Source organism: Algoriphagus machipongonensis (genome assembly GCF_000166275.1).
Lineage (GTDB): Bacteria > Bacteroidota > Bacteroidia > Cytophagales > Cyclobacteriaceae > Algoriphagus > Algoriphagus machipongonensis.
In genome coordinates, this window is the sequence record NZ_CM001023.1 from 1,146,786 (window position 1) to 1,170,190 (window position 23,405).

21 protein-coding genes are annotated in these 23,405 nt (G+C 39.7%); 16 read left to right on the forward strand and 5 right to left on the reverse strand.

Annotated elements, in window-relative coordinates; translation table 11 throughout:
- Positions 1–69: 69 nt before the first annotated feature.
- From ALPR1_RS05010 to ALPR1_RS05050, 9 genes are all read left to right on the forward strand, one after another.
- Positions 70–2,001 carry a ComEC/Rec2 family competence protein gene (locus ALPR1_RS05010; protein WP_008198897.1) on the forward strand — a complete coding sequence of 644 codons (1,932 nt, stop codon included), beginning with the start codon at positions 70–72 and terminating at the stop codon, positions 1,999–2,001.
- Positions 2,002–2,062: 61 nt separating this feature from the next.
- Positions 2,063–2,839: an enoyl-CoA hydratase/isomerase family protein gene (locus ALPR1_RS05015; protein WP_008198898.1), complete on the forward strand. Its 777-nt coding sequence runs from the start codon at positions 2,063–2,065 to the stop codon at positions 2,837–2,839.
- On the forward strand, positions 2,840–4,762 hold the full coding sequence (locus ALPR1_RS05020; RefSeq protein ID WP_008198900.1) for a RecQ family ATP-dependent DNA helicase: 1,923 nt from the start codon (positions 2,840–2,842) through the stop codon (positions 4,760–4,762).
- On the forward strand, positions 4,755–5,357 hold the full coding sequence (locus tag ALPR1_RS05025) for a hypothetical protein (RefSeq protein ID WP_008198901.1): 603 nt from the start codon (positions 4,755–4,757) through the stop codon (positions 5,355–5,357). Before ALPR1_RS05020 ends, ALPR1_RS05025 begins: the two co-directional genes overlap by 8 nt.
- Positions 5,350–5,901: an NUDIX hydrolase gene (locus tag ALPR1_RS05030; protein WP_008198904.1), complete on the forward strand. Its 552-nt coding sequence runs from the start codon at positions 5,350–5,352 to the stop codon at positions 5,899–5,901. Before ALPR1_RS05025 ends, ALPR1_RS05030 begins: the two co-directional genes overlap by 8 nt.
- Entirely contained in the window at positions 5,901–6,332 is a 432-nt protein-coding gene (locus ALPR1_RS05035) for an acyl-CoA thioesterase (RefSeq protein WP_008198905.1), read from the forward strand. Before ALPR1_RS05030 ends, ALPR1_RS05035 begins: the two co-directional genes overlap by 1 nt.
- A gap of 90 nt (positions 6,333–6,422) precedes the next feature.
- Entirely contained in the window at positions 6,423–7,088 is a 666-nt protein-coding gene (locus ALPR1_RS05040) for a tetratricopeptide repeat protein (protein WP_008198907.1), read from the forward strand.
- A 3-nt stretch (positions 7,089–7,091) separates the two neighbouring features.
- Positions 7,092–8,057: an L-threonylcarbamoyladenylate synthase gene (locus ALPR1_RS05045; protein WP_008198910.1), complete on the forward strand. Its 966-nt coding sequence runs from the start codon at positions 7,092–7,094 to the stop codon at positions 8,055–8,057.
- 121 nt (positions 8,058–8,178) lie between these two features.
- Complete coding sequence (locus ALPR1_RS05050) at positions 8,179–9,378, forward strand: phosphoglycerate kinase (RefSeq protein ID WP_008198911.1); 1,200 nt, start codon at positions 8,179–8,181, stop codon at positions 9,376–9,378.
- A gap of 442 nt (positions 9,379–9,820) precedes the next feature.
- Here the strand turns inward: ALPR1_RS05050 and ALPR1_RS05055 are convergent, their stop codons facing one another.
- Entirely contained in the window at positions 9,821–10,681 is an 861-nt protein-coding gene (locus tag ALPR1_RS05055) for an endonuclease/exonuclease/phosphatase family protein (protein ID WP_008198913.1), read from the reverse strand.
- Between the two features lie 62 nt (positions 10,682–10,743).
- Between ALPR1_RS05055 and ALPR1_RS05060 the strand changes: the two genes are divergently transcribed.
- The gene (locus tag ALPR1_RS05060) at positions 10,744–11,637 is read left to right on the forward strand and encodes a flavin reductase family protein (protein ID WP_008198916.1); all 894 of its coding nucleotides are present in this window, start codon (positions 10,744–10,746) and stop codon (positions 11,635–11,637) included.
- 59 nt (positions 11,638–11,696) lie between these two features.
- Here ALPR1_RS05060 and sppA read toward each other — a convergent pair whose 3' ends face one another.
- Positions 11,697–13,463 (reverse strand): signal peptide peptidase SppA, encoded by a 1,767-nt coding sequence (gene sppA / locus ALPR1_RS05065; RefSeq protein ID WP_008198918.1) that lies wholly within the window; start codon positions 13,461–13,463, stop codon positions 11,697–11,699.
- 70 nt (positions 13,464–13,533) lie between these two features.
- Between sppA and folK the strand changes: the two genes are divergently transcribed.
- Positions 13,534–14,019: a 2-amino-4-hydroxy-6-hydroxymethyldihydropteridine diphosphokinase gene (gene folK, locus ALPR1_RS05070; RefSeq protein ID WP_008198919.1), complete on the forward strand. Its 486-nt coding sequence runs from the start codon at positions 13,534–13,536 to the stop codon at positions 14,017–14,019.
- A 25-nt stretch (positions 14,020–14,044) separates the two neighbouring features.
- On the opposite strand, the gene fabD is transcribed toward folK, so the two are convergent.
- From fabD to ALPR1_RS05085, 3 genes are read right to left on the reverse strand one after another with little or no spacing between them, the layout of a single operon-like run.
- The gene (fabD, locus tag ALPR1_RS05075) at positions 14,045–14,920 is read right to left on the reverse strand and encodes an ACP S-malonyltransferase (RefSeq protein ID WP_008198921.1); all 876 of its coding nucleotides are present in this window, start codon (positions 14,918–14,920) and stop codon (positions 14,045–14,047) included.
- Positions 14,921–14,973: 53 nt separating this feature from the next.
- On the reverse strand, positions 14,974–15,414 hold the full coding sequence (locus ALPR1_RS05080) for a thiol-disulfide oxidoreductase DCC family protein (RefSeq protein ID WP_008198922.1): 441 nt from the start codon (positions 15,412–15,414) through the stop codon (positions 14,974–14,976).
- Complete coding sequence (locus ALPR1_RS05085; RefSeq protein ID WP_008198924.1) at positions 15,411–18,191, reverse strand: T9SS type B sorting domain-containing protein; 2,781 nt, start codon at positions 18,189–18,191, stop codon at positions 15,411–15,413. Before ALPR1_RS05085 ends, ALPR1_RS05080 begins: the two co-directional genes overlap by 4 nt.
- 319 nt (positions 18,192–18,510) lie before the next feature.
- On the opposite strand from ALPR1_RS05085, the gene ALPR1_RS05090 reads away from it, so the two are divergent.
- From ALPR1_RS05090 to ALPR1_RS05110, 5 genes are all read left to right on the forward strand, one after another.
- Entirely contained in the window at positions 18,511–19,191 is a 681-nt protein-coding gene (locus tag ALPR1_RS05090) for a succinate dehydrogenase cytochrome b subunit (protein WP_008198925.1), read from the forward strand.
- Between the two features lie 13 nt (positions 19,192–19,204).
- Positions 19,205–21,139: a fumarate reductase/succinate dehydrogenase flavoprotein subunit gene (locus ALPR1_RS05095; RefSeq protein ID WP_008198927.1), complete on the forward strand. Its 1,935-nt coding sequence runs from the start codon at positions 19,205–19,207 to the stop codon at positions 21,137–21,139.
- 30 nt (positions 21,140–21,169) lie between these two features.
- Positions 21,170–21,919, forward strand: a complete 750-nt coding sequence (locus ALPR1_RS05100) for a succinate dehydrogenase/fumarate reductase iron-sulfur subunit (protein WP_008198929.1) — start codon at positions 21,170–21,172, stop codon at positions 21,917–21,919.
- Between the two features lie 311 nt (positions 21,920–22,230).
- Positions 22,231–22,479, forward strand: coding sequence for a hypothetical protein (locus tag ALPR1_RS05105; protein WP_008198932.1), 249 nt, complete (start codon positions 22,231–22,233; stop codon positions 22,477–22,479).
- Positions 22,480–22,515: 36 nt separating this feature from the next.
- Positions 22,516–23,214 (forward strand): CPBP family intramembrane glutamic endopeptidase, encoded by a 699-nt coding sequence (locus ALPR1_RS05110; RefSeq protein WP_008198935.1) that lies wholly within the window; start codon positions 22,516–22,518, stop codon positions 23,212–23,214.
- Positions 23,215–23,405 lie beyond the last annotated feature (191 nt).

Genomic DNA, 23,405 nt, shown 5'->3' on the forward strand with positions numbered 1-23,405 from the left:
GATTAGAGCCCAATTGGGCTCTTTTTTTTGTGCTAAAAATTATTAACTTAAAGTTTAATTGTTTAGCAGATGAGGTTTTCGGATTTTCCATTTTTACGATACCTACCTTTTTTAATAGCAGGAATCTTTATTGAAAAGCAAGTATTGCTTTCCCCAGTATACCTTTGGATTAGTGTCGGCTTTTTATGGTCGGCTTACTTGGGAATTCTTCTATTTATAAATAAGAAAACCTGGGTAATGAAAACCAGTTTCTTAGCCTATATGATTTTAGTGCTTTTCGGAGCAGCAATCGAGTCAAACCGTATTCAAACTCAGAATAAATCAGATTGGGAGGGAGCCCAAGGGTATATAGCTGAGGTATTGCAGTACGATATGGAAAAGCCAAATTCCTCTGAAAATCGAGTTTTGGTCAAGGCTATACTTCGAAATGGACTTTGGGAAAATACAGATGAGCAACTCTTAATCTACCATCAGAATATTGATCAGTTGGAACCGGGTCAGGTGATTTGGGTAAATAGTGCTCCTGATACCATTCCATCCCCGACCTTTCCTGAGGAGTTTAACTATTCAGAATATTTAGCTAGAAAAGGCATTTTTAGAAGACAGTTTATTGGTCAGGATTTTCTGCTGATTGGAGAGAATCCGAACTCATCCTACTTATATGCCTTAGACCATTTTCGTCAAAGATTGAGTTTGATGTTGGAGGAGCAGATTCCGGATGAGGAAGCAAGGCAAGTCGCAAATGCTCTATTACTTGGACAAAAGCAAAATTTAGACAAGGATGTCCGTCAGGCCTATTCTGCATCGGGAGTCATGCATATTTTGGCTGTCTCAGGCTTGCATGTTGGTATCATCTACCTCATGCTCATGTTTTTGGTAAAGCCGCTGAAGTTAAAAGGGAGGAATCAAAAAATGTATTTCTTATTCGTGGTCCTATTGATTTGGGTTTATGCGGCCTTGACTGGAATGTCTCCCTCTGTCATGCGAGCATCGACCATGTTTTCGCTGATAGCGCTAGGGCAATTGAGAGATCGAAAACCCTCTATCTTCAATGTCTTAGCATTCTCTGCAACCCTAATGATCACCTTTAATCCTTCCGTGATATTTGAAGTTGGGTTTCAGTTGTCCTACCTGGCAGTATTAGGAATTGTCATGCTGCAGCCTCTGATTTTGAAATGCTGGAATCCTCCCAATAAGTGGTTGGAATATTTTTGGCAAATAGTGGCTGTGAGTATCGCTGCTCAATTAGCTACTTTCCCATTGACTCTGTTTTATTTCCATGCTTTTCCAACGTATTTCCTTTTAGGGAATTTGATCATAATTCCCTTGGCATTCCTCATCATGCATTTGGGAATTCCTCTCTTGGCTTTTGGATGGGTACCAGTGCTTGGAGAGCTGCTCGGAGTTTTGGTCAGTAAAACCATTCTATTCCAAAATTTCATCGTCCTTAGAATTCAAAGTCTGCCATACCCTCAGATTGACCAGATTAGCATTGAATGGTATAGCATGTTTTTAGTCTGGGTGCTTTTACTGATTTGGTATTGCTGGCCAGATATGAAAAAAAGAAAACTCGCTTGGATAGGTCTTTTTTCTTTGTTTTTGTGGGCTGGTCTTCGGGTTTATGATCAAACTCAAATTCCCAAGAAAGAGATGATCCTCGCAAGAACAGAATCAGGGGTTTTAATAGAGATTTCCAGTTTTGGAGATTTGATGAGTTGGAATAAGGGGGTAAGGCCAGGTGATATCAGTTTTAAAATTGATCCTTACAGGCTAAAAAATGGCTGGAATCAAATCCCTAAATCCTTACAAGCAATTTCTGTGAATGATTCCTTATTGAGCTTCCCGGTTCATGGGTTTCATTTAGATACAAAAGGCCAAAAGGTTAGGATGCTTAAGGGGAACCCTTCCAAGATTGAAATTTGGTCTTCTGGTAAGTGGTCGAGTTTAGATATTACTGATGAAATTCCATTTCAGAATACTGCTGTAAGAATTCTTTTTTAATTCCTTTTTGGGAATGGCAGTTTATGAAACTAAATTGATTCTTTACAAAAGAAAGAAGCCAATGAATGATGCAGTGATCACCCGAATAGAGGATAGGAAAGGATTTATCAAATTGAACAGACCTGAGAAAAGGAATGCAATGAGTCCTGAATTGATCTCAAGTCTGCATCAGAGTTTTGTGGAAATGAATCAAAATGAGGAGGTGAAAGTAATTATTCTGGAGGCAGAAGGAAAGGCTTTTTGTGCAGGGGCGGATTTGTCGTACATGCAGAAACTTCAGGAGTTTTCCTATGTAGAGAATTTAGAGGATAGCAAGCATTTGAAAGACCTTTTTACTTTGATTTACACACTCCCTAAAGTAGTGATTGCTCAAATTCAAGGGCATGCATTGGCAGGTGGTTGCGGTTTAGTGACTGTATGTGATTTTGCTTTTGCTGTTCCGAATGCACTTTTCGGGTACACCGAAGTTAGGATTGGTTTTGTGCCGGCTTTAGTATCGGTTTTTTTAGCAGAACAGATTGGGATGGCCAAAACACAGGAGTTGCTGCTTTCAGGTGAATTGATTTCGGCAGCAAAAGCTGCAGAATTAGGTTTGATCACGGAGGTCTGTCATGATGAATTTTTGGAAAAAGGAGTTTTGGATTTTGCAGATAAGCTTATCCATCAGAATTCTGGCGCTTCCATGGCCACCACTAAAAACCTGCTAAGATCTATTCACCAGGTTAATAGACAGCAAAGCCTGGAACATGCCTGCGAAGTAAATGCGAAAGCAAGGTCCCATGAAGATTGTGTCAAGGGAATTTCATCATTTTTGAATAAGACTAACCCCAACTGGTAATTGGAAAATAGGGCCAAAGAGATACTCCAGCAGGTTTTTGGATTTGATGAATTCAGACCTGTTCAAAAGGAGGTGATTGATGCTGTGATTTCCAAGAGGGATTCCTTGGCATTGCTTCCTACGGGAGGAGGGAAATCTTTGTGCTTCCAAATTCCTGCATTAGTAAAAGAAGGTATTTGTCTTGTGGTAAGTCCTTTGATTGCTTTGATGAAAGATCAAGTAGATGGACTGAAAAGCAAAGGTGTAAAAGCAGCGGCTATCTATTCGGGTATGAGTTATCGTGAGATTGATAATACCTTGGATAATTGTATTTATGGGGATTACAAATTTTTGTATGTTTCTCCGGAACGGCTAAAAGTTGATCTTTTTATTGATCGGTTTAAACAAATGTCTGTCAACTTAATCGCAGTGGATGAAGCGCATTGCATTTCCCAATGGGGATATGATTTTCGACCCCAATACCTCGAAATAGCTTCTATCAGGCAGTATCATCCCAAGGTGCCAGTTTTGGCTTTGACAGCATCCGCAACCCCAAAAGTTTGTGAAGATATCCTGGAGAAACTTCTTATGAAATCTCCAATGGAGTTTCGGCAGAGTTTCGCTAGGGAGAATTTGAGCTTTAGCGTTCGACTCGTAGAAAACAAGTTCGAAAAAGGGGTAGAGGTTTTAAATAGAGTGCCTGGTTCAGCGATTTGGTATGTCAGAAATAGACAAGGCACACAGCAAATTGCTCGTTCTTTAAGCCAGTTGGGTATTTCTGCCAGTGCTTACCATGCCGGCATGTCAATGCCGGATCGAAATGCCGCCCAAATGGCATGGAAGTCAAATCAGATCAGAGTGATGGTTTCTACCAATGCTTTTGGGATGGGGATAGATAAGGCAGATGTGCGAGTGGTGCTCCATAGTGACTTGCCAGAAAACCTTGAAAATTATTACCAAGAGGCAGGTAGAGCTGGAAGAGACGGACAAAAAGCATTTGCCGTACTGATGAGTAATGAGCAAGATTTTGAGTTGTTGATGGAAAGGGCTGCTTTAGTCTATCCACCTATTGATTTTATCAAAAGGGTCTACCAATGTTTGGCAAATTATTACAAACTGGCTGTTGGCAGCAATATGTTCAGCAGCTTTGATTTTGAATACAGTGAGTTTGCCAAAAACTATGATTTAGGAGTTTTAGAGACTTTTTATGCTTTGAAAGTGCTGGGTGAAGAGGGACTGATTTCCTTGAATGAAAGTTTTTTTGCTCCCTCAAGAGTACATTTTCTTGTAGATCCTGCCAGATTATATGAGGTTCAAATTGCTCATGCCAAGCTAGATCCCGTAGTCAAAGTATTAATGAGAACCTATGGAGGTAATTTGTTTTCGGAGTACATGTCTATTCAGGAAAGAAAGCTTGCCAAAACCATTGAGATTTCAGAGAATGAATTGATCAAAAGGCTTCAGAAATTGAATGAATTGGAGGTGATGGATTACGATCAGCGAAAAGATAAACCTCAGCTTACCTTTTTAACTCCGAGGTACGATGCGGGAAAACTCCCTTTGAATTTTAATAGAATAGAAAGCAGGAGAGAGCTGACAATGGATCATGCGAAAAGTATGGTGGCTTATGCCCATCAAAGTCAGATTTGCCGTACCCAATTTATTCAGGAATACTTCGGAGAGGCTACTGATAAGCAATGCGGGATTTGTGACTGGTGTCTGGAGCAAAAGAAAGCTAATTCTCAGGATAAGGAAGAAAAAAAGCTTGAAGAGCTAATCTTGGAAACCATCCAAAAGAATGAGGGGTTATCAGAGGGTGAGTTATTTGAGAAGATGGAAAAACCAGCAAATCAAAAGACTCTTTCCATTTTGAGAAAAATGGAAGAAAGAGGTGAGATCACCTTACTTTCCACAGGGAATTATATACTTTCAGATAATGAGTAATTTCTTTGATGATTTGTTTAATAAAGTGTTTCGGAATTCTGATGATTCTACAGTAAATCACAAGGAGAATTTTAAGATAAAAGAGGCAGAATTAAAGGAGGCTGTTCAATGGGCTGAATCGGAGGATGGAGAGGAAAAAATGAATTTGGTATATAAGAATTACCATTTCAAAAAAACTCAAATTGATGAAACCCCTCAAATTCACGTTTTAGATTCTCCCTATGCTAATGGATTTGCTGTTATTTATGATTTTCCATTTAATGACAAATCTTTTTCCATGCTTTTCTTGGCTTTTAGCCAGCGTGTTATAGCTTTGGGTTATCGTCAAGTAAGTTTGGACAGGAAATTTGAAGAAGTTAACGATCAGGTAAGACTTATAGAAAAGTTTTATTTCAAACCACCCCTCCAAACTCCTATTCAGGGCGAACTGATTTCCCAGCTGTACGGGAATGTAACCCTCGAAAAGGTAACTGTGGATAACCGGCCAAGTTTTATTAAATTTTTGGTAACGGTTTATTCAGACAGATACTATGATAGCCCAAGACCTTTTGATCAATTGCTGGATTTACTATTTAATGTAAACAAAGATGGATAGAACGATATTAAAAAGTCAATTAGAGCGATATAGAACTCCATATGAAGAAGAATCCGCATTCATAGATTCTTTTATCGACTTGACTAGTGATCCTTTGGCTTACAAAAGGGAGCGATTGGAAGGGCATTTTACTGCCTCTGCTTGGATAGTGAATAGAAGGCGAACGCATACTTTGCTGACTTTACATAGAAAATTAGGTCGGTGGCTTCAACTGGGAGGGCATGCCGATGGAGATGAAAACCTGATCGAAGTGGCAATGAAAGAGGCGAAAGAAGAGAGTGGTTTAACTTCTTTGGATTTAGTGGACTCAACTATTTTTGATCTGGATAAGCATATTATTCCAGAGCGCCCACATGTTCCCGAACATTATCATTTTGATGTGCGGTATATCTTGGAGGCTGATATCAACGAGCCTCTGCATATCAGTGATGAAAGTATTTCCTTGGCCTGGATCACCTTTGATTCAGTAGTGGATATGATAGGGTACAATCCCTCCATTCTTCGCATGTTGGAAAAAACCAGTAAGTCAGAAATATTGCTATAATGAGTAAAACGGCAAATCCCGAATTGCTGGATGCTTTCGATTTTTCTATCCCTTTACAAATTCGATTCTCAGATATTGACGGTTACCAGCATGTCAATAATGGAGTATATTTCAATTACTATGAGCATTCCAGAGCAGTTTTCCTTTCGGATGTATGCGATTGGAATGTAATGGAAATAGGTGTGGTGGTAGCCAAAATTGATATTGATTATTTCAGGCCAATTCATCTTCAAGACACTGTTTCAGCTTATGTAAGATGTTCTAAGATTGGGAACTCCTCTTTCGTTTTGGAACAAATTTTAGCAGGTAAAGCAGCAGGGGGAGAGGAAGTGATTTTTTCAAAATCCAACTGCACCATGGTTTCTGTGGATATGAAAACCATGAAGCCTGTTTCTGTACCAGAAGCTTATCGACTTAAACTTGGCGCATAGATCGTTTTGCCACGTTAGATTTCCTATCTTTGCCGAAAAATTAGCCCTGTGAAACGTATATTAATAATTGGCCTTTTAGGCAGTATTTTGATGAGTTGCCAACCTAGTGAGGAAGAACTTCTTCAAGCCGGTATAGAAAAAATGGATCAGCAATCCTGGTCTGAGGCTATTCCCTATTTTGACAGGGCTTTAGAACAGAACCCTGAAAATGCAACGGCCTTGAATGCTAAAGGTGTGGCTTTATTTCAACAGGAAAAATTTGAGGAGGCTATCCCTGTTTTTACAGCAGCGATCGAGTCTGACAGTAGTATTTATAAGCCGTGGTTCAACAGAGCCAATGCAAATTTTGAATTGGGAAATTTAAAGGAGTCGCTAGCTGATTTCAATATGGCTAATGGACTTGATCCTTCTCAAACGGATATTTATTACAATAGAGGTGTCGCTTTATTGGGTTTGGAAGAGTATGAAGATGCAATATTAGATTTTGATGCGGCACTTCAAGTAAACCCTAATCAAGCACTTGTTTACTTTAATAAAGCAAAAGCGCAATTAGGAAATAATAATCCTGCTGGAGCCCTTGAATCCCTGACTAATACCGTAAATCTTGATGCGAAAAATGCTGCAGCTTACTATCTTCTTGGGGTTACAAGAATGAGTGCTACAGGTGAAAAGGAGGAAGGTTGTGCTGATTTGAAAATGGCGCTAAACTTAGGTTATACGGAAGCCAAAACTTGGATAGACGATTTTTGTGACTAAGCAATGGCGGTAATCGGTCAAGACATAGCAAAAGCCAAAAGATTTCTAGATGAAGGGAAACTTGTGGCTATCCCAACAGAAACTGTTTATGGGTTGGCAGGAAATGCCTTAAACCCATTGGCTGTAGCTTCTATTTTTGAGACGAAAAATCGTCCAAGTTTTGACCCGCTGATTATTCACACCTCTTCCATGGATCGGGTAAAAGATTTTGTGGAGGAAATACCTGATCCATTATACAAATTAGGAAAGTCAATTTGGCCAGGGCCTTTGACGCTTTTGCTTCCCAGAAAAGCCATTATTCCTGATTTAGTAACTTCTGGTCTCGATCGTGTGGCGATCAGAATTCCCAATCACCCTTTAACACTTGAATTGTTAGAGTCACTTGATTTTCCTTTAGCTGCTCCAAGCGCAAATCCCTTTGGATACATTAGTCCCACACAGCCCAGACATGTGGAGGCACAATTGGGAGATAGCATTCCTTATATTTTGGATGGTGGAAATTGCCAAGTGGGCTTGGAAAGCACCATCGTCGGAATGGAGGAGGGTCAGGTTGTTATTTACCGTTTGGGAGGATTGGAGCTAAATGAAATAGAGGATTTGATTGGTCCTGTTCAGGTGAAAAGCCATAGTACTTCCAACCCACAAGCTCCGGGATTATTGGCAAGTCATTACGCACCTAGAAAGCCTTTTGTGCTTGGAGATCTTGACTTATTGATCGAAAAATACAGTCTGGAAGGCACTTCTTTTGCACTGATAAGTTTAGAAAAGTCTTTTTCTGACATTCCAGAAGCGCATCAAATAGCGTTAAGTAAAAATGGCGATTTGAAAGAAGCAGCTAAAAACCTTTTTGCCAGCATGAGGCAATTAGATGAGCTTGATGTGGAAGTGATCTTGGCAGAAAAAATGCCAGCTAAAGGACTTGGTCAAGCGATAAATGATCGCTTAAAAAGGGCAGCAGCAGAAGCTTAAGCCTCAAAAAATGCAAGGATTTTAAATTGAAATGCTCCAAAGGTCGATTTTTGATTGAATCTTTGATAAATTCACCTTCTTTTTAAATAAAAGCCGAATACCATAAATCTATTTTCCTACTATGAATCTTAGAATCAAAAATATCGATAACCTCAGCTTTGAGGGTAAAAAAGCCTTGGTTCGTGTCGATTTCAATGTTCCTCTTGATGGAGAGTTTCAAGTGACTGACGATACGAGAATTCAAGCAGCATTGCCTACTATCAATAAAATATTGAATGATGGCGGAGCAGCAATTTTGATGTCCCACCTTGGAAGGCCAAAATCAGGACCTGAAGATAAATTCTCATTGAAACACATTGTTTTGGAATTAGAGAAGGCTTTGGGTCGACCTGTGAAATTTGCACCTGACTGTATTGGGCAAGAGGCTGAGTTATTAGCTGAATCATTGAAGCCTGGAGAAGTCTTATTACTTGAGAACTTAAGGTTTTACAAGGAAGAGGAAAAAGGCGATGTTGAATTCGCTGAGAAGCTTTCAAAGCTTGGAGATATTTATGTCAATGATGCTTTTGGAACTGCCCATAGAGCGCATGCTTCCACATCCGTTATAGCACAATTCTTTAATGACAAAGTTTGTGGTTACTTGATGCTTTCTGAATTGAAGAATGCTGAAAAAGTTTTGGGTAAACCTGAAAGACCTTATACAGCCATCATGGGTGGTGCAAAAATCAGTGATAAGATCCTTATCATCGAAAAGTTATTGGATAATGTAGATAACCTGATCATTGGCGGTGGCATGTCCTACACTTTTGCGAAAGCTCAGGGAGGTACTGTAGGTGATTCATTGTTAGAAGCGGATAAGTTGGATTTTGTGTTAGAATTGATGGCAAAAGCCCGCAAAAAAGGAGTAAATCTGCTTTTGCCTGTTGATACTGTTATTTCTAAGGCTTTCGCCAACGATGCTGAGCAGGGATTAGCTGTAAGCGGTGAGATTCCTGACGGTTGGATGGGATTGGATATCGGTCCTGAAACGAGAAAACTATTTGCTGAAACCATCTTAAACTCTAAGACTATCCTATGGAATGGTCCTATGGGAGTTTTTGAAATGGAATCTTTTGATAAAGGGACCAAAGCAGTGGCAGAAGCATTAGTAGAGGCAACCAAAGCTGGTTCTTATTCACTAATAGGAGGAGGAGATTCTGCAGCAGCCATCAATAAGTTTGGCTTTGGAGGAGATGTTTCCTTTGTGTCCACTGGAGGTGGAGCTTTACTAGAGCATATGGAAGGTAAAGTGCTACCTGGTGTAGCTGCACTTGAACCATAAAAAACAAAGACTATTTCAATAGTCTTCTCAATAGAAAAAGGGCTGCTAAATTTTTTAGCAGCCCTTTTTGTTATTTAGTTTTGTGATTATCTGCAATCTTGCCAGTACCCAAAATTTCTTTGCTCACATTGCCAGAAGATAAAAGATAGAAGCAAGCAAAATTTTTATAATCTCATTATCATATGATGCTTTTGAATACTTACTGGTAAAAATTGGTGATACATACAATTAATTAAGAAATTCTAGACCCTATCGGGGTCAAAGCTTTATAGCCCAGGGTTTCAACCCTGGGCTATAATGGATTAGATTTCTCCAAGCGCTGGCCCGGGATTTTATTTCTGAGACGCATCGTTTTGCCAGCAAGATGGAACCAAATCTTATAATGCTTTTGGATATTTACTGGAATAAAAGCGGATATACATAATTAGTTTTTTATCCAAGCTTATTTGAAATCCAATTCCACTAAAACTGGAAAATGATCGGAGGGATATTTTTTTCCATAGTTGTCAGATAGAATCCCATGTCTGATGACTTCTATTGGGCCATAAACAAATACATGATCTATAATTCCATCAGGCATTCTCTCCCAGTCAAAGCCTGTAAAGGTTCCTTTCGGTCCATAAGAAGGTATTTTTGAAATAAGTCGTGAATCCTTCCATGCTGGATTAGACGTAATGGTAGTATAAGCAGGATTGTCTGGCGTGACATTAAAATCCCCCATCATGATAGCAGGGGCTCCCTCTGGATTTAACTTAGCAACTTGATTCATTACCAGCTTGCTACTTTCCTCACGAGCTTGTTGACCTATATGATCGTAATGAATGTTGAAAATAAAAAAAGTGACGCCTTCCCGATCTTGAAATTTACCCCAAGTGCAAATTCTATTGAGTGCAGCATCCCATCCTTTGCTTGGTTTTTCCGGTGTTGGAGAAAGCCAGAAAGTCCCCGAGTCAAGTAATTTAAAATTATCCTGATTGTAAAGGATAGCAGCGTATTCACCTTTTTCGGTTCCGTCGTCACGTCCGACACCAATAAATGAATAGCCCAAGCTATTACTTAGTCCTACCACTTGATCATGTAAGCCTTCTTGAATCCCTACAATCTCAATTTGGTGGAATTGTATCAATTTGCTGACTTCTGGAAGACGGTTCTCCCATAAATTTCCAACATCATTATTATTCGCATAGCGAATATTGAAAGTGGCAAAATTGTGTGTTTGGGCTTGACTCATCAAACTTGTACTGAAATAGAACAAGCATAAAAAGAGTAAGCTGAAGAATGAATTAAACAGGGTTGATTTCATAAAAGATAAACTTTATCATGTAAAAGTATTCAAGTTCTAAAATTGCATTCTAAATTCAGAAAATGAAAACCTTTTATCCCAAAGACCTATCTACTTTACAGTTTTATGGACTGCTCCAAGGAGCGGTAGCGCCAAGGCCAATTGCTTTCGCGAGTACCATTGATAAAGCAGGAAATGTAAATTTAAGTCCCTTTAGTTTTTTTAATCTTTTTAGTTCACAGCCGCCCATATTGATCTTTTCCCCTTTGAGGAGAATGCGTGATAATACTACCAAGCATACCTTAGAAAATGTGCTGGAAGTCCCAGAAGTGGTAATCCATATCGTGCATTATGGTATGGTAGAGCAAATGTCCCTTGCCAGTACAGAATATGCCAAGGAAGTAAATGAATTTGAAAAAGCAGGTTTAACAGCTGTTGAATCCAATGAAATTAAACCACCAAGAATTGGCGAAGCCCATGTGGCATTTGAGTGTAAGGTCAATGAGGTGAAATCTCTTGGCGAAGGAGGAGGAGCAGGAAATCTGGTCATCTGCGAGGTGTTGGCGGCTCATGTTAATGAGGAGATATTGGATGAAAACGGCGTAATTGATCCGAAAAAATTGGATGCCGTGGCCAGATTAGGAGGCAACTGGTATTCGCGTGCCAATGGGGACTCCCTCTTTCAAATCCCAAAGCCATTAAGGAACCTGGGGGTAGGAGTGGATCAAATTCCTGAAGAAATCAAGAATAGCACGATTTTGACTGGAAATAATCTGGGGAGACTGGGGAATGTGGAAGAGTTACCGACTGCAGAAGAAGTCTTGGATTACAGCCATCGGGAAGAGATCCAGGAAATAAGAGTACGATTTGTCAACGACAAGGAATCCTGGTTGGATCATCTGCATTTACTTGCCAAAGAAAAATTGGAGCAAGGAGAGATTGAAGAGGCTTGGAAAATACTGCTACAAAAAAGATGAAAATAGAGGCTGTCTGAAAAAAGGGGGAAATCCCAATTTTCGAAACAGCCTCTTTTCTTTTATCGAATAATATAGTCTTGGGGAAGTCTTACCATAATTCCCTGATAATTTTTCAATTTTTTCGACTGCTCGTAGATAGCAAAATTTTCACCTAATTCTGATTTGAGGATTCTCAACTGTACATTATTCGAAAACTCATTCATGATGGTTTCAAACCAAGGTTTTTGCTGAGGATAATAAATAACACGATAATCCGAGCTAGCATCGATTCGTTCTGCAGCAAGTTCAATGGTGTCATCCAAGCTTCCTAGAACGTCTACCAAACCTCTTTCTTTGGCTTGATTTCCTGTCCAAACCCTTCCTGAAGCGACTTCTTTCACCGCCTCGGCGCTCATTCCTCTACCTTCAGAAACTCTGGAGATAAAGGTTTCATAGCCTTTTTCTACATTGGTTTGTACAATCTTTCTTTCTATATCAGTCAATTCTCGGGTAGGGTTCATGAAATCGGATAACTGCCCAGTTTCTACTACATCACTGGTGATTCCCAATTTTTCATTTAATAGCTCTTGCGCATTAAACCATATTCCAAAAATCCCTATGGAACCTGTGATTGTGTTAGGCTGAGCTACGATCGTATCGGCAGGTGCTGAGATATAATATCCTCCTGAAGCAGCTACCTCACCCATGGAAACGTAAAGTGGTTTCGCTTTTTTTGCTTCTGTCATTTCTCTCCAGATAACTTCTGAAGCCAATACGGAACCTCCTGGAGAGTTTACTCTTAAGACGATAGCTTTGATGTTATCATCTTTTCTAGCCTTACGAATTTCTTTAGCAAACTTATCTGAACTGATTGCTCCTTCCACACTACCATCCACAATTTCACCTTCAGCTAAAATCACAGCGATTCGATTAGAGGATGTGATGTTTTTAGTCTTTACCGTGGTATTTAACTTGGTGGCATTTATCGTACTGATATCATCATCTTCTCCTAATCCTAGTTTTTCACGAAGTTTTGAGTGGATTTCATCTTCATAAGCTAATCCTGTAACCAATTTGTAAGTAACCGCATCTTCAGGCTCCCTCACGAGCATCATATTATTGGTTTTTGTTAAGCTATCAAGATTAACATCTCTAGATTCTGCGATGTTTTTCAAAGCAAAGTCGTTCATGTCAGATAGAAAAGCTTCAGTTTGAAGTCTATTTTCTGGTGACATTTGAGTGAGAATAAATGGCTCAACGGCACTTTTGAATTCACCTACACGAAATACTTCAGGCTTCACTCCAACTTTGTCAAACAAGCCTTTTAAAAATAGCGTGTTTGAAGAGAACCCGTTAAAGTCAATTCCTCCCATTGGGTTCAGATAAATCTCATCCGCTACAGAAGCTAGGTAATAACCTCCTTCGGTAAATATTTCATCATATGCCAGAATAAATTTCCCAGAGCTTTTAAAATCTTCTAAAAACTCTCTTATCTCAAGCAAATTAGCCTGACCAGCATTTACCAGTCCGGTATTTAAATAAATTCCCTGGATGTTATCGTCTTCTTTTGCAGCTTGGATAGCCTTTTTTAGATTAACAAGTCCAGCGGTCATGGGACCGCCAAAGCCGGAGCCAAAAATTGATAGGTCAAGATCGTCATCGGCAGTCCTTTCTACAATGGTTCTGCCATTAAGGTTAAGGTGTAAGATGGTATTTTCTTTCACTGTCACTTCCTCTGATCCGGAGGCAGCTATCATTCCGATGATACCAAAAGAAACCAAAATGCTCAAAACACTAAATATGATCAAACCCACTATGACTGCGAGCACATTACCTAAGAATCTCATAATTGATTAATTTAAGATGCGAAAATAAACTATTTTGCCGTAGGATTAAAGAGCTATCCTACCGAATGATATGAAGTCTTTAGTAACGTTAATTTTAGGCGGGAATCGAGGAGATAGAAAAATCTTACTTGATTCAGCTGTCGATGCCTTGGCAAGCAAATATGAACTGGTTAATAAATCCTCTGTTTATGAAACTGAAGCTTGGGGTGGAGTAGCCAAAGGGCTATTTTTAAACCAGATAATACAAATAAAAACCGATCAGGCACCCTTGAATTTTTTGGCCTTTATTCAGCAAGTTGAAATGAGTCTTGGTAGGGTAAGAGATGAGTTTTGGGGAGACCGAACAATGGATATCGACATCTTGTTTTGGGATGATTTGATCATTGATTCTCCTACCTTAAAAATTCCCCACCCATACATGAAGGCGAGAAAGTTTGTGTTAGAGCCCCTCAATGAGCTTTCTCCGGATTTTATACATCCTGTTTTAGGAAAGACAATAAACGTTCTCCTACAGGAGTGCAAGGATAAATCAAAAGTAAGACGGATAAAAAAGTAAACCCGCCGGAGCGGGTTTAACTATTTTAGATTCCAGCAACTTCAGCTTCGGAATGTATTTTTTTGACAAGACCTTGAAGTACTTTTCCTGGTCCGCATTCTATAAATTGTTCCGCGCCATCTTTCACCATGTTTTGAACGGACTGAGTCCATTTCACTGGTGCAGTTAATTGAGCAATAAGGTTGGATTTTATATCTGCTACATCACTGACAGCAGTGGTGCTGACATTTTGATAAACGGGACAGATTGGTTTAGAAAATTCAGTTGACTCAATCGCTTTTTGAAGTTTTTCACGTGCTGGCTCCATCAAAGGAGAATGGAATGCGCCACCAACTGGAAGAGGTAAGGCTCTTTTAGCACCTGCAGCTTTCATCTTTTCACATGCAATTTCAATCCCTTTGTTGGATCCTGAAATCACGAGTTGACCCGGGCAGTTATAATTAGCAGGAACGACGATTTCTTCTGTGATTTCCGCACAAATTTCTTCTACTTTCTCATCTGCAAGACCCAAGATCGCAGCCATGGTGGACGGGTTGATCTCACAGGCCTCTTGCATAGCCAGGGCTCTTTGATAAACAAGTTTCAAACCGTCTTCAAATGCCAATGTACCATTTGCTACAAGGGCAGAAAACTCTCCTAAGGAATGTCCAGCAACCATGTCTGGAGCAAAATTAGGAGTGGTTTTAGCCATGATTACAGAAAGAAGAAAAATGGCAGGTTGGGTGACTTTTGTCTGCTTTAACTCTTCTGCAGTCCCATCAAACATGATGTCAGTAATTCTAAAGCCTAAAATCTCATTGGCTTGTTCAAACAATGCTTTTGCTTGTGGATTTTCCTCGTAAAGGGCTTTTCCCATTCCTGGGAATTGGGCGCCTTGGCCCGGAAACACAAATGCTTTCATTCAATTGGATTTTGTTGTTGGGCAAATATAATGCTTTTCGATCAGCAGATTAGCTACAGACCTACTGAGAGATAATCAGGGAGTTTTTCTTGAGTTAAAAATTTATCCTGCTCCTCTTTTGTGGGAAGTCTACAAGTCGATTTTTTACCGTACCATTTGTACCTATTCTTTCCTATCCAATTATAAAAGTAATCTCTAAACCCTACGGGCAAAAAAATCAGCGGGTATAACACTGGCCAAAGTCCGGACAGGTTTTTTGCGATTTTTAGTGCAGCTGTGCTTTTATAAAAAATTTGATTTGCTTCTAAAAGCACGATGGAATCCAAATAATTTTTATCCACTGAAAACTGGGATAGTATTTTTTTACTCACCTCATCTTGCAATGCTCCCACAAGATATTTGTTATCCTTATCTCTTTGAATAACAAAGTCTATGGAAGCATTGCAGAGGTTGCAGACACCATCAAAAAAGATGATGGATTGCTTATGACTCATCGTAAAATCTGGATCGTTCCTTTTAAGCTCTCTTTCTGCTGGTTAGGGTCCAAAACATCGTAAGTAACCGAACCGGAATAGAAGTAAGTTCCTGCTGGAAGATCATTTCCGTTTTTGTCTTTTCCATCCCATCTGATGAAAATGTCATTTTCATTAGACTCAAGACTGTTGTAAGTGAACACTTCAGCACCCCATCTATTGACAATCAATATTTCAACGCCTAAAACAAATCTTGGACACTGGGAGAATGGATTATCGAAGGCCATAAAGGTTTCATTCAACCCATCACCATTTGGTGTGAAGGCGTTCGGTAAATTATAAGTTGGGCAGTTCTCAACACAAACGACGTTACTAGGCTCACTTTCATTACCTGATCTATCCACAGCGGTGATATAATAACATCCGCGGTAGGTCATTAAGTCAGTAACTCTTGTTTGAAGCTCCAAGGCAGAGATTTCCTTGATCATGGTATACTCGCTATCCTCGCCTTCATTCGTATAGTAAAGTCTGTAAGAACTTAACTCATCATCACATTCGCCACTAAAGTCAGGAGTCCAACTTAAGTCATGATAGAATGTGGAGGTGTTACATGGTTGCTCAGCCAAGTATTCTTCGCAAAGAGGTCCTTCAAAGGTCAAGACTGGAGGACAAGGAAGTCTATTGTCATCTGGTTTTGCACAGACAATTTGAGATTTGTTTTCCAGAGGATAGACAAGGCCGTCCACATTGTAAGAACCCTTGGTAATAACGTAATAGCAATAAGAAATATCTTTTTCCAGTGGTACACCATTAAAGCTTCCATCATCCAAGAATTTGAACCCATCCTGTGTGACATCCACATCCGCAATTTTCACGAAAGTGTCAGCATCCGAAGAGTTAGCATCCGTTCTATTTCTATAAACCTCGTGTTCATATTGAGCCACGCTGTTGTTCCATGGCACGGAAAATTCCCAAGTCAACTCAATGGACTCATTGATGATAGTTGGTTCCAGCCAAACTGAAGAAGCTTTTGAGGAGGTGTCTATTTTGGTGCCTCGGTCTAACAGAATCACCTCGTAATTATAAACTAGGTTTTCGGTATTTAATCCTGTATCAGTTAATAGAGTGTCTGAGGTTACTCCTAAAGAAACTTGATCTTGATTTCCCGTAAAGCCTGTATTTCGAAGAAGCTCATAAGTAAAAGGTCCAGGATATACGGTCCTATCAATGTCGTAAGGAGGTGTCCATTTTACGAAAATCTCGCCTGCTGTAGGGTCAGTTTCCTCAACACTAACATTGGTGATAATTGGAACATCCACATCAACGGTAATACAGAATTCTTCAGACACGACGCTTTCTCCTAATCTTGGAGCAGGGAAAGCGGCTACAAGTCTGTAACAATACGTGTTTCCTGGAGCTAAACCGTCATCGTTATTGGTGTCGGTAAAGCTAAATGTTTCCATGTCAGTAATTCCTACCAACTCATATCCAGCTCTAATGCCTGTTTCACAGCTGTCTGGCTCGTAAGGATCTGAATTAATTCTTCTCCATACCTGCATTTCAGCTGCGGAATTCGAACAAACATAAGGGTCCCAAGAGATCTCGGCAGACCTACCTGCCTGTTGCTCTATTTGATCAACTTCTGGAGCAGGTCCAATAACTTTTATTCTCCACGTTTGAATATCTACTAAGCTTGGTCCTGAATCAGGTTGATCCGAAATTCTTACGCGTACATCGTATTCTCTGGCTCGGATATGATTACAGATTGTTTGCCATTCAAAATTAACAATGCCTGGACTGGGTTGAAATTCAGCTTCAGGAGAGTAACTAGCAGGCGAAGTATCTATTTCCATTGGCTCACCATACAATTCTATTCTTATCGGGTCTCCGTCAGGATCTGACCCTTGAATGATATCAGTGAGTAAAGTGCCCGCTTCCACGCAGACATCATCAGGAAGAATTAACTCTGGCCTTCGATTATCTGAGTTTTCTATTATTATCTGCATATCCCTGACGACATAGCCTATTTGGACCCATTCACCATCGAGTTTTCGAAACTCTTTTATTCGAAAAGCCACGTTAAATTGCCCCGCAGTTCCCGGGGCATCCCAAATTAAATCTCCAAAAATGGGATCTAAAGTGAGAGTAGCAGGGGTGCTACCGTCTTGCTTGTTAAAGCTAAATTCAGAGGAAGCAGGGCTTCTATAATTATTTACAGGTCTTTGGAATTGCTGCTTAGGCACATCCATTTCATAAGCCAAACTATCCCCATCTGGATCATAGGCTCCGGGATTATGAATATATCTAGAGTTGATGGCACCATTATCTACTGGTGGTATCGTCAAAACCGGAGAGTTATTCACTCCTATGAAAGGGTCAATTGTAATTTGAGTTTCCACATAAAACGGCGTATCTACCGAATTGTCCATATTTAAGGTTCTGTCATTTCTATTGAATTCTTGAAAACGAATAGTGTAAACACCTGGACCTTGAAATGTGTGCTCAATGACAAAAGTGTTTTTTTCAATTTGGTTTCCTAAGTCTGTAACAAGACTAAAAGCACTTTCAGTATTCAAGCCATCGACCACCCGACCATCACCGAAATCAATTTTTCCCGGGCCAAAAACTACTGAAGATCTTGTATCGGTATATCCGACCACAATGATGTCATACTTAAGGGTTTGAACAGATGTTCTTTGGACTCTGATCTCACCTGCTCTGATGTGTGTGGCCATTGCTTCAGTCAAGCCTATCAGAAAGAACAATAAAAATAATCCTAAGGAATGTTTCAGTTTCATGTTGGTCAAATTGCTCTGGTCACTTATTGAGATACGTGTAATCTACAAAAAGTGGTTCGATGGTAATCAATATCGATCGATTTTCTACCTATACGAATAAAACGGAAGAAAGTAGAAAATCCTCTTAAAATCAAACAATAAAAATTCATTGCTTGTTATAATGACGTTCAATTTAATAGATGGCTACAAAAACACCTAGTTATTTAGAACAGTTTAAAATAAGCAATCCTTTTTTAGTAGGATTGTTTAGTACCTCATCCAAATGTAAATTTGGCGGTAATAATCAAAGATTTCGTTCTAATCTAATCGCAAAAATTGTATGAGCTGGGTTACAAAAACCTTGAGTAGCACAATAGGCAGGAAACTGATCATGGCATTGACCGGACTTTTCCTGATCCTGTTTTTAACAGGTCACGTTTCGGGAAATTTACTGTTGTTTAAGGATGATGGTGGTGAGGCATTTAATATTTATGCCAAGTTTATGACCACCAACCCCGCAGTAAAGCTTCTATCGTACCTGACTTATATTTCGATCATTGGTCACGTGATATTTTCCATTTGGCTTTCTAAAACAAATAAGTCAGCACGACCTGTTGGTTATGGCGTCTCTACTCCGCCGTCTACTACTCTTTCCTCCCGTAACATGGGAATCTTGGGAACGATCATTTTGATTTTCATTGTTGTTCACATGCAAAGCTTTTGGGCTCAGATGCATTGGGGAGATTTACCCTTTGTGACTTATGAGGGTGAGCAATACAAAGATCTGTACAGTATCGTGACTTTTGCTTTCCAAAATGAGTTGATGGTAATTGGGTATGTGGTAGCCATGGCTTTCTTGGCATTCCACCTTTCTCATGGATTTTCAAGTGCCTTTCAGACCCTTGGTTTGAACCACGCGAAGTATTCACCAGCCATCGAGGTGATCGGAAAAATTTATTGCATTCTGGTGCCGATTCTTTTTGCCAGCATGCCAGTTTATATCTATTTCACACAGAGCTAATCAATAGTCCCCTATGATACTAGATTCAAAAACCCCAATCGGACCTTTAGCCGAAAAGTGGACTAAACATAAGTTTAATAGTAAGCTGGTGAACCCAGCAAACAAAAGAAAATACGAAGTAATCGTGGTTGGAACCGGTCTTGCCGGAGCTTCAGCGGCTGCTTCTTTGGCAGAGCTTGGCTATAACGTGAAAGCATTTTGCTTCCAGGATAGTCCTCGTCGTGCGCACTCTATTGCAGCACAAGGAGGAATCAATGCTGCTAAAAACTACCAAAATGACGGTGACTCGGTTTATAGATTGTTCTACGATACCATTAAAGGTGGTGATTACCGTTCTCGTGAATCCAATGTGTACCGTCTTGCAGAAGTATCTGTCAATATCATTGACCAATGCGTAGCGCAAGGGGTTCCTTTTGCTAGAGAATATGGTGGATTGCTTGCCAACCGATCCTTCGGTGGAGCGCAGGTTTCCAGAACTTTCTACGCGAGGGGCCAAACGGGACAGCAGTTGTTACTTGGAGCTTATTCTGCTTTGAGCCGTCAAGTTGCCAATGGTAAAGTGAAGCTTTATCCTCGTACCGAAATGATGGATGTCGTGACTATCGACGGACATGCTAGAGGTATTGTGACAAGAAACTTGATCACCGGTGCAATCGAAACTCATGCTGCTCACGCAGTACTATTATGTAGTGGTGGATACGGAAACGTATTTTTCCTTTCTACCAATGCAATGGGATCGAATGTGACCGCAGCTTGGAGAGCGCATAAAAAAGGTGCTTACTTCGCTAATCCTTGCTATACACAGATTCACCCTACCTGTATTCCTGTTTCAGGAGATCATCAGTCCAAGTTGACTTTGATGTCAGAATCCTTGAGAAACGATGGACGTGTTTGGGTGCCAAAGACAAAAGAAACGGCAGAGAAACTTCGCAAAGGAGAAATTAAGCCAAAAGATATTAAGGAGGAGGATCGTGATTACTACTTGGAGAGAAAGTATCCAAGTTTTGGTAACCTGGTTCCTCGTGATGTGGCCTCCAGAAATGCGAAAGACGTATGTGATGAGGGCCGCGGAGTGAATGAAACAGGTCAAGCTGTATTCCTTGATTTCCGTGATGCGATCAATCGAGACGGCGAGGATGCGATCCGCGCGAGATACGGTAACTTGTTTGATATGTATCAGCAGATCACTGGAGAGAATCCTTACCAGACTCCAATGAAAATATATCCTGCAGTTCACTACACCATGGGTGGACTTTGGGTTGATTATAACTTATCTACCACCGTTCCGGGTCTTTATTCCCTTGGTGAAGCTAACTTCTCAGATCATGGAGCAAACAGATTGGGAGCTTCGGCTTTGATGCAAGGTTTGGCTGATGGATACTTTGTGGTTCCTTATACGATCGGTGATTATTTGGCACAAATAGGCCCAGCACCTGTAGATGCAAATCATCCTGAATTTGCGAAAGCAGAAAAAGGTGTGAAAGATGCGATTCAAAAGCTTTTAAGTATCAACGGAACCAAAACTGTCGATTACTTCCATAAAGCTTTGGGACATATCATGTGGGAATACTGTGGTATGGCAAGAAATGCTGAAGGTTTGACCAAAGCAAAAGGCATGATTCAGGAGCTTAGAAAAGAGTTCTGGAAAGATGTAAAAGTACTTGGTGCAAACGAAGAGCTGAACCAGACTTTGGAGAAAGCGAGCCGAGTAGCTGATTTCTTGGAGCTTGGAGAATTGATGGTGGACGACGCATTAAACAGAAATGAATCTTGCGGTGGACACTTCAGAACAGAATCTCAAACTCCTGAAGGGGAGGCTCTGAGAGATGATGAGAACTTTGCTTATGTAGCTGCTTGGGAATTTATGGCAGAAAATGCGCCTGAAACGCTACACAAAGAGCCGCTTGTGTTTGAAAACGTGAAGTTGACTCAGAGATCCTACAAATAAATTCAAGACTTTAATTCATAACTATTAATTATGAAACTGACATTAAAAATATGGAGACAGAAAAACGCCAACGATAAGGGCGGTTTTGTCACCTATCCAATAGATGGTATTTCCACTGACATGTCATTCCTAGAAATGATGGATGTCTTGAATGAGGAACTAGCTGTCAAAGGAGAAGATCCAGTGCATTTTGATCATGATTGCCGTGAAGGTATTTGTGGCATGTGCTCACTTTATATCAATGGTCATCCTCATGGCCCTAAACAGACGACTACTTGTCAGCTACACATGCGTTCTTTCTCTGATGGTGATACCATCACGATTGAGCCTTGGAGAGCTGCAGCTTTCCCCGTGGTGAAAGATTTGGTAGTAGAGCGATCTGCTTTTGATAGAATTATTCAGGCAGGTGGATATGTCTCTGTAAACACAGGTGGTGTGCCAGATGCAAATGAGATTCCTATTCCAAAGAGAATAGCTGATGAAGCTTTTGATTCGGCTACTTGTATCGGTTGTGGAGCTTGTGTTGCAGCATGTAAAAATGCTTCCGCAATGCTATTTACCTCTGCGAAAATCTCTCAACTGGCGATGCTTCCACAAGGTCAAGTGGAAAGAATGTCCAGAGCAGAGAAGATGATTGCCCAGATGGACGAGGAAGGTTTCGGAGCTTGTACTAACACAGGAGCCTGTGAGGCTGAATGCCCTAAAGGAATCAGCTTGACGAATATTGCTAGAATGAATAGAGAGTTTTTCTCTGCTTCTGTGAAAAGTGAGAATGTATAATTGAATCAAGTATTCTTATAGAATTTAAAAGCCGGCGAGAGCCGGCTTTTTTTGGTTTGGAGTGAATCATGCTGTAGCATGAAAGAGGTTCGTATATATTCGGTTTAAAGGGGGGCTGTGAAACTTTTGATTTTAGAGAGGTGCAAGGTTATTTTTTTACTGTTTTTGTGGAAATTTTTGTGGAAATCTTAGTAGAATGATGGTGGGAGAGTGGGTTTGAAAAGGTTTTTAGAGAAGAATATTTCTTAATTTGATCAGCTGAAAGCTTACCGGAAAATCAGAGCTAACTTATTGAATAGATAACCTATACTATGACTGAGCAAGAACTATCCAACCTTAGTGACGAAGAATTACTGGAGCACGCTAAAAATAATAAGCCCTCCCCCATCTTTGATGCGTTCTTTATCGGCTTTCTGATAGGGATACTTATTTTTGGTTTCCTCGCTGATGGCATGGGATTTCTTGCCTTAATTCCTCTTTTCCTGATTTATCTTTTTCTGAAGAAACCTAAAAAACAAGCCATCATTAAGAAGGAGTTACAGCGACGCAATCTTTCATAATCTCAGTACTAAACAAAGAAAAGTGTTTAAGAAAAAATGATAGGGATTTTCATTATAGCTGCAGTTTCCTGGTTGCTTTTATATCTGGTTGAAAAGAAAAATATTTCTGTATTAGGATTTCTTCCAATTGGCAAAAGATTAAATCAATTCTTAATCGGGTTTTTAATCACTGGAATACTCTGCATTCTTGTTCAATTTTTAGAATCATATCTTAAATCCTCTACTTGGATATTGAATAAAGATATTACTGGCGGTATTATTTTAGAATCATTTTGGTGGGATTTTAAATCAGTATTAACAGAAGAATTGATTTTTCGAGGAGCATTATTATATATTCTAATCCAAAAAATAGGCTCAGCAAAAAGTGTTTTAATTTCCGCAATCGCTTTTGGAATTTATCATTGGTTCTCATTCGGCGTTTTAGGGAATTTGATGGCAATGATTCTAGTTTTTATCGGTACTGGATTAATGGGCTACGCATGGGCTTTGGCTTTCTCAAAAACGAAATCGATCCTGCTACCATTTGGGCTTCATCTGGGATGGAATTTTGTTTACAATACCATTTTTTCAAATGGTCCCTTGGGTGATCTTGTTTTGATTTCAAAAGGTGGAATCGAGTTAACCGATTGGGTTTCCTTATTGAACTTTGTTAGTGGTTTGGTATTCGTTCCAATTATAGTCTTGATTTATGTCAAGTATTTTGTAAAAGATGAAACCGAAAAAATAAAGAAATAAAGTCTGCCTAAAACCATTTCTCAAACCAATAGTTGGTATTAAAGTGATTTTACCAATTAGTAGGTAAGTTTTGGACTTAAAAAGTAGGGTATGAAGGGATTTTGACTCATTCTAATCCTGCTTTTCTTAAATCTAAAAAATTATATTAATTAAGTATTATTTTGCACTGTTTGACTAATTTTTACATTAAA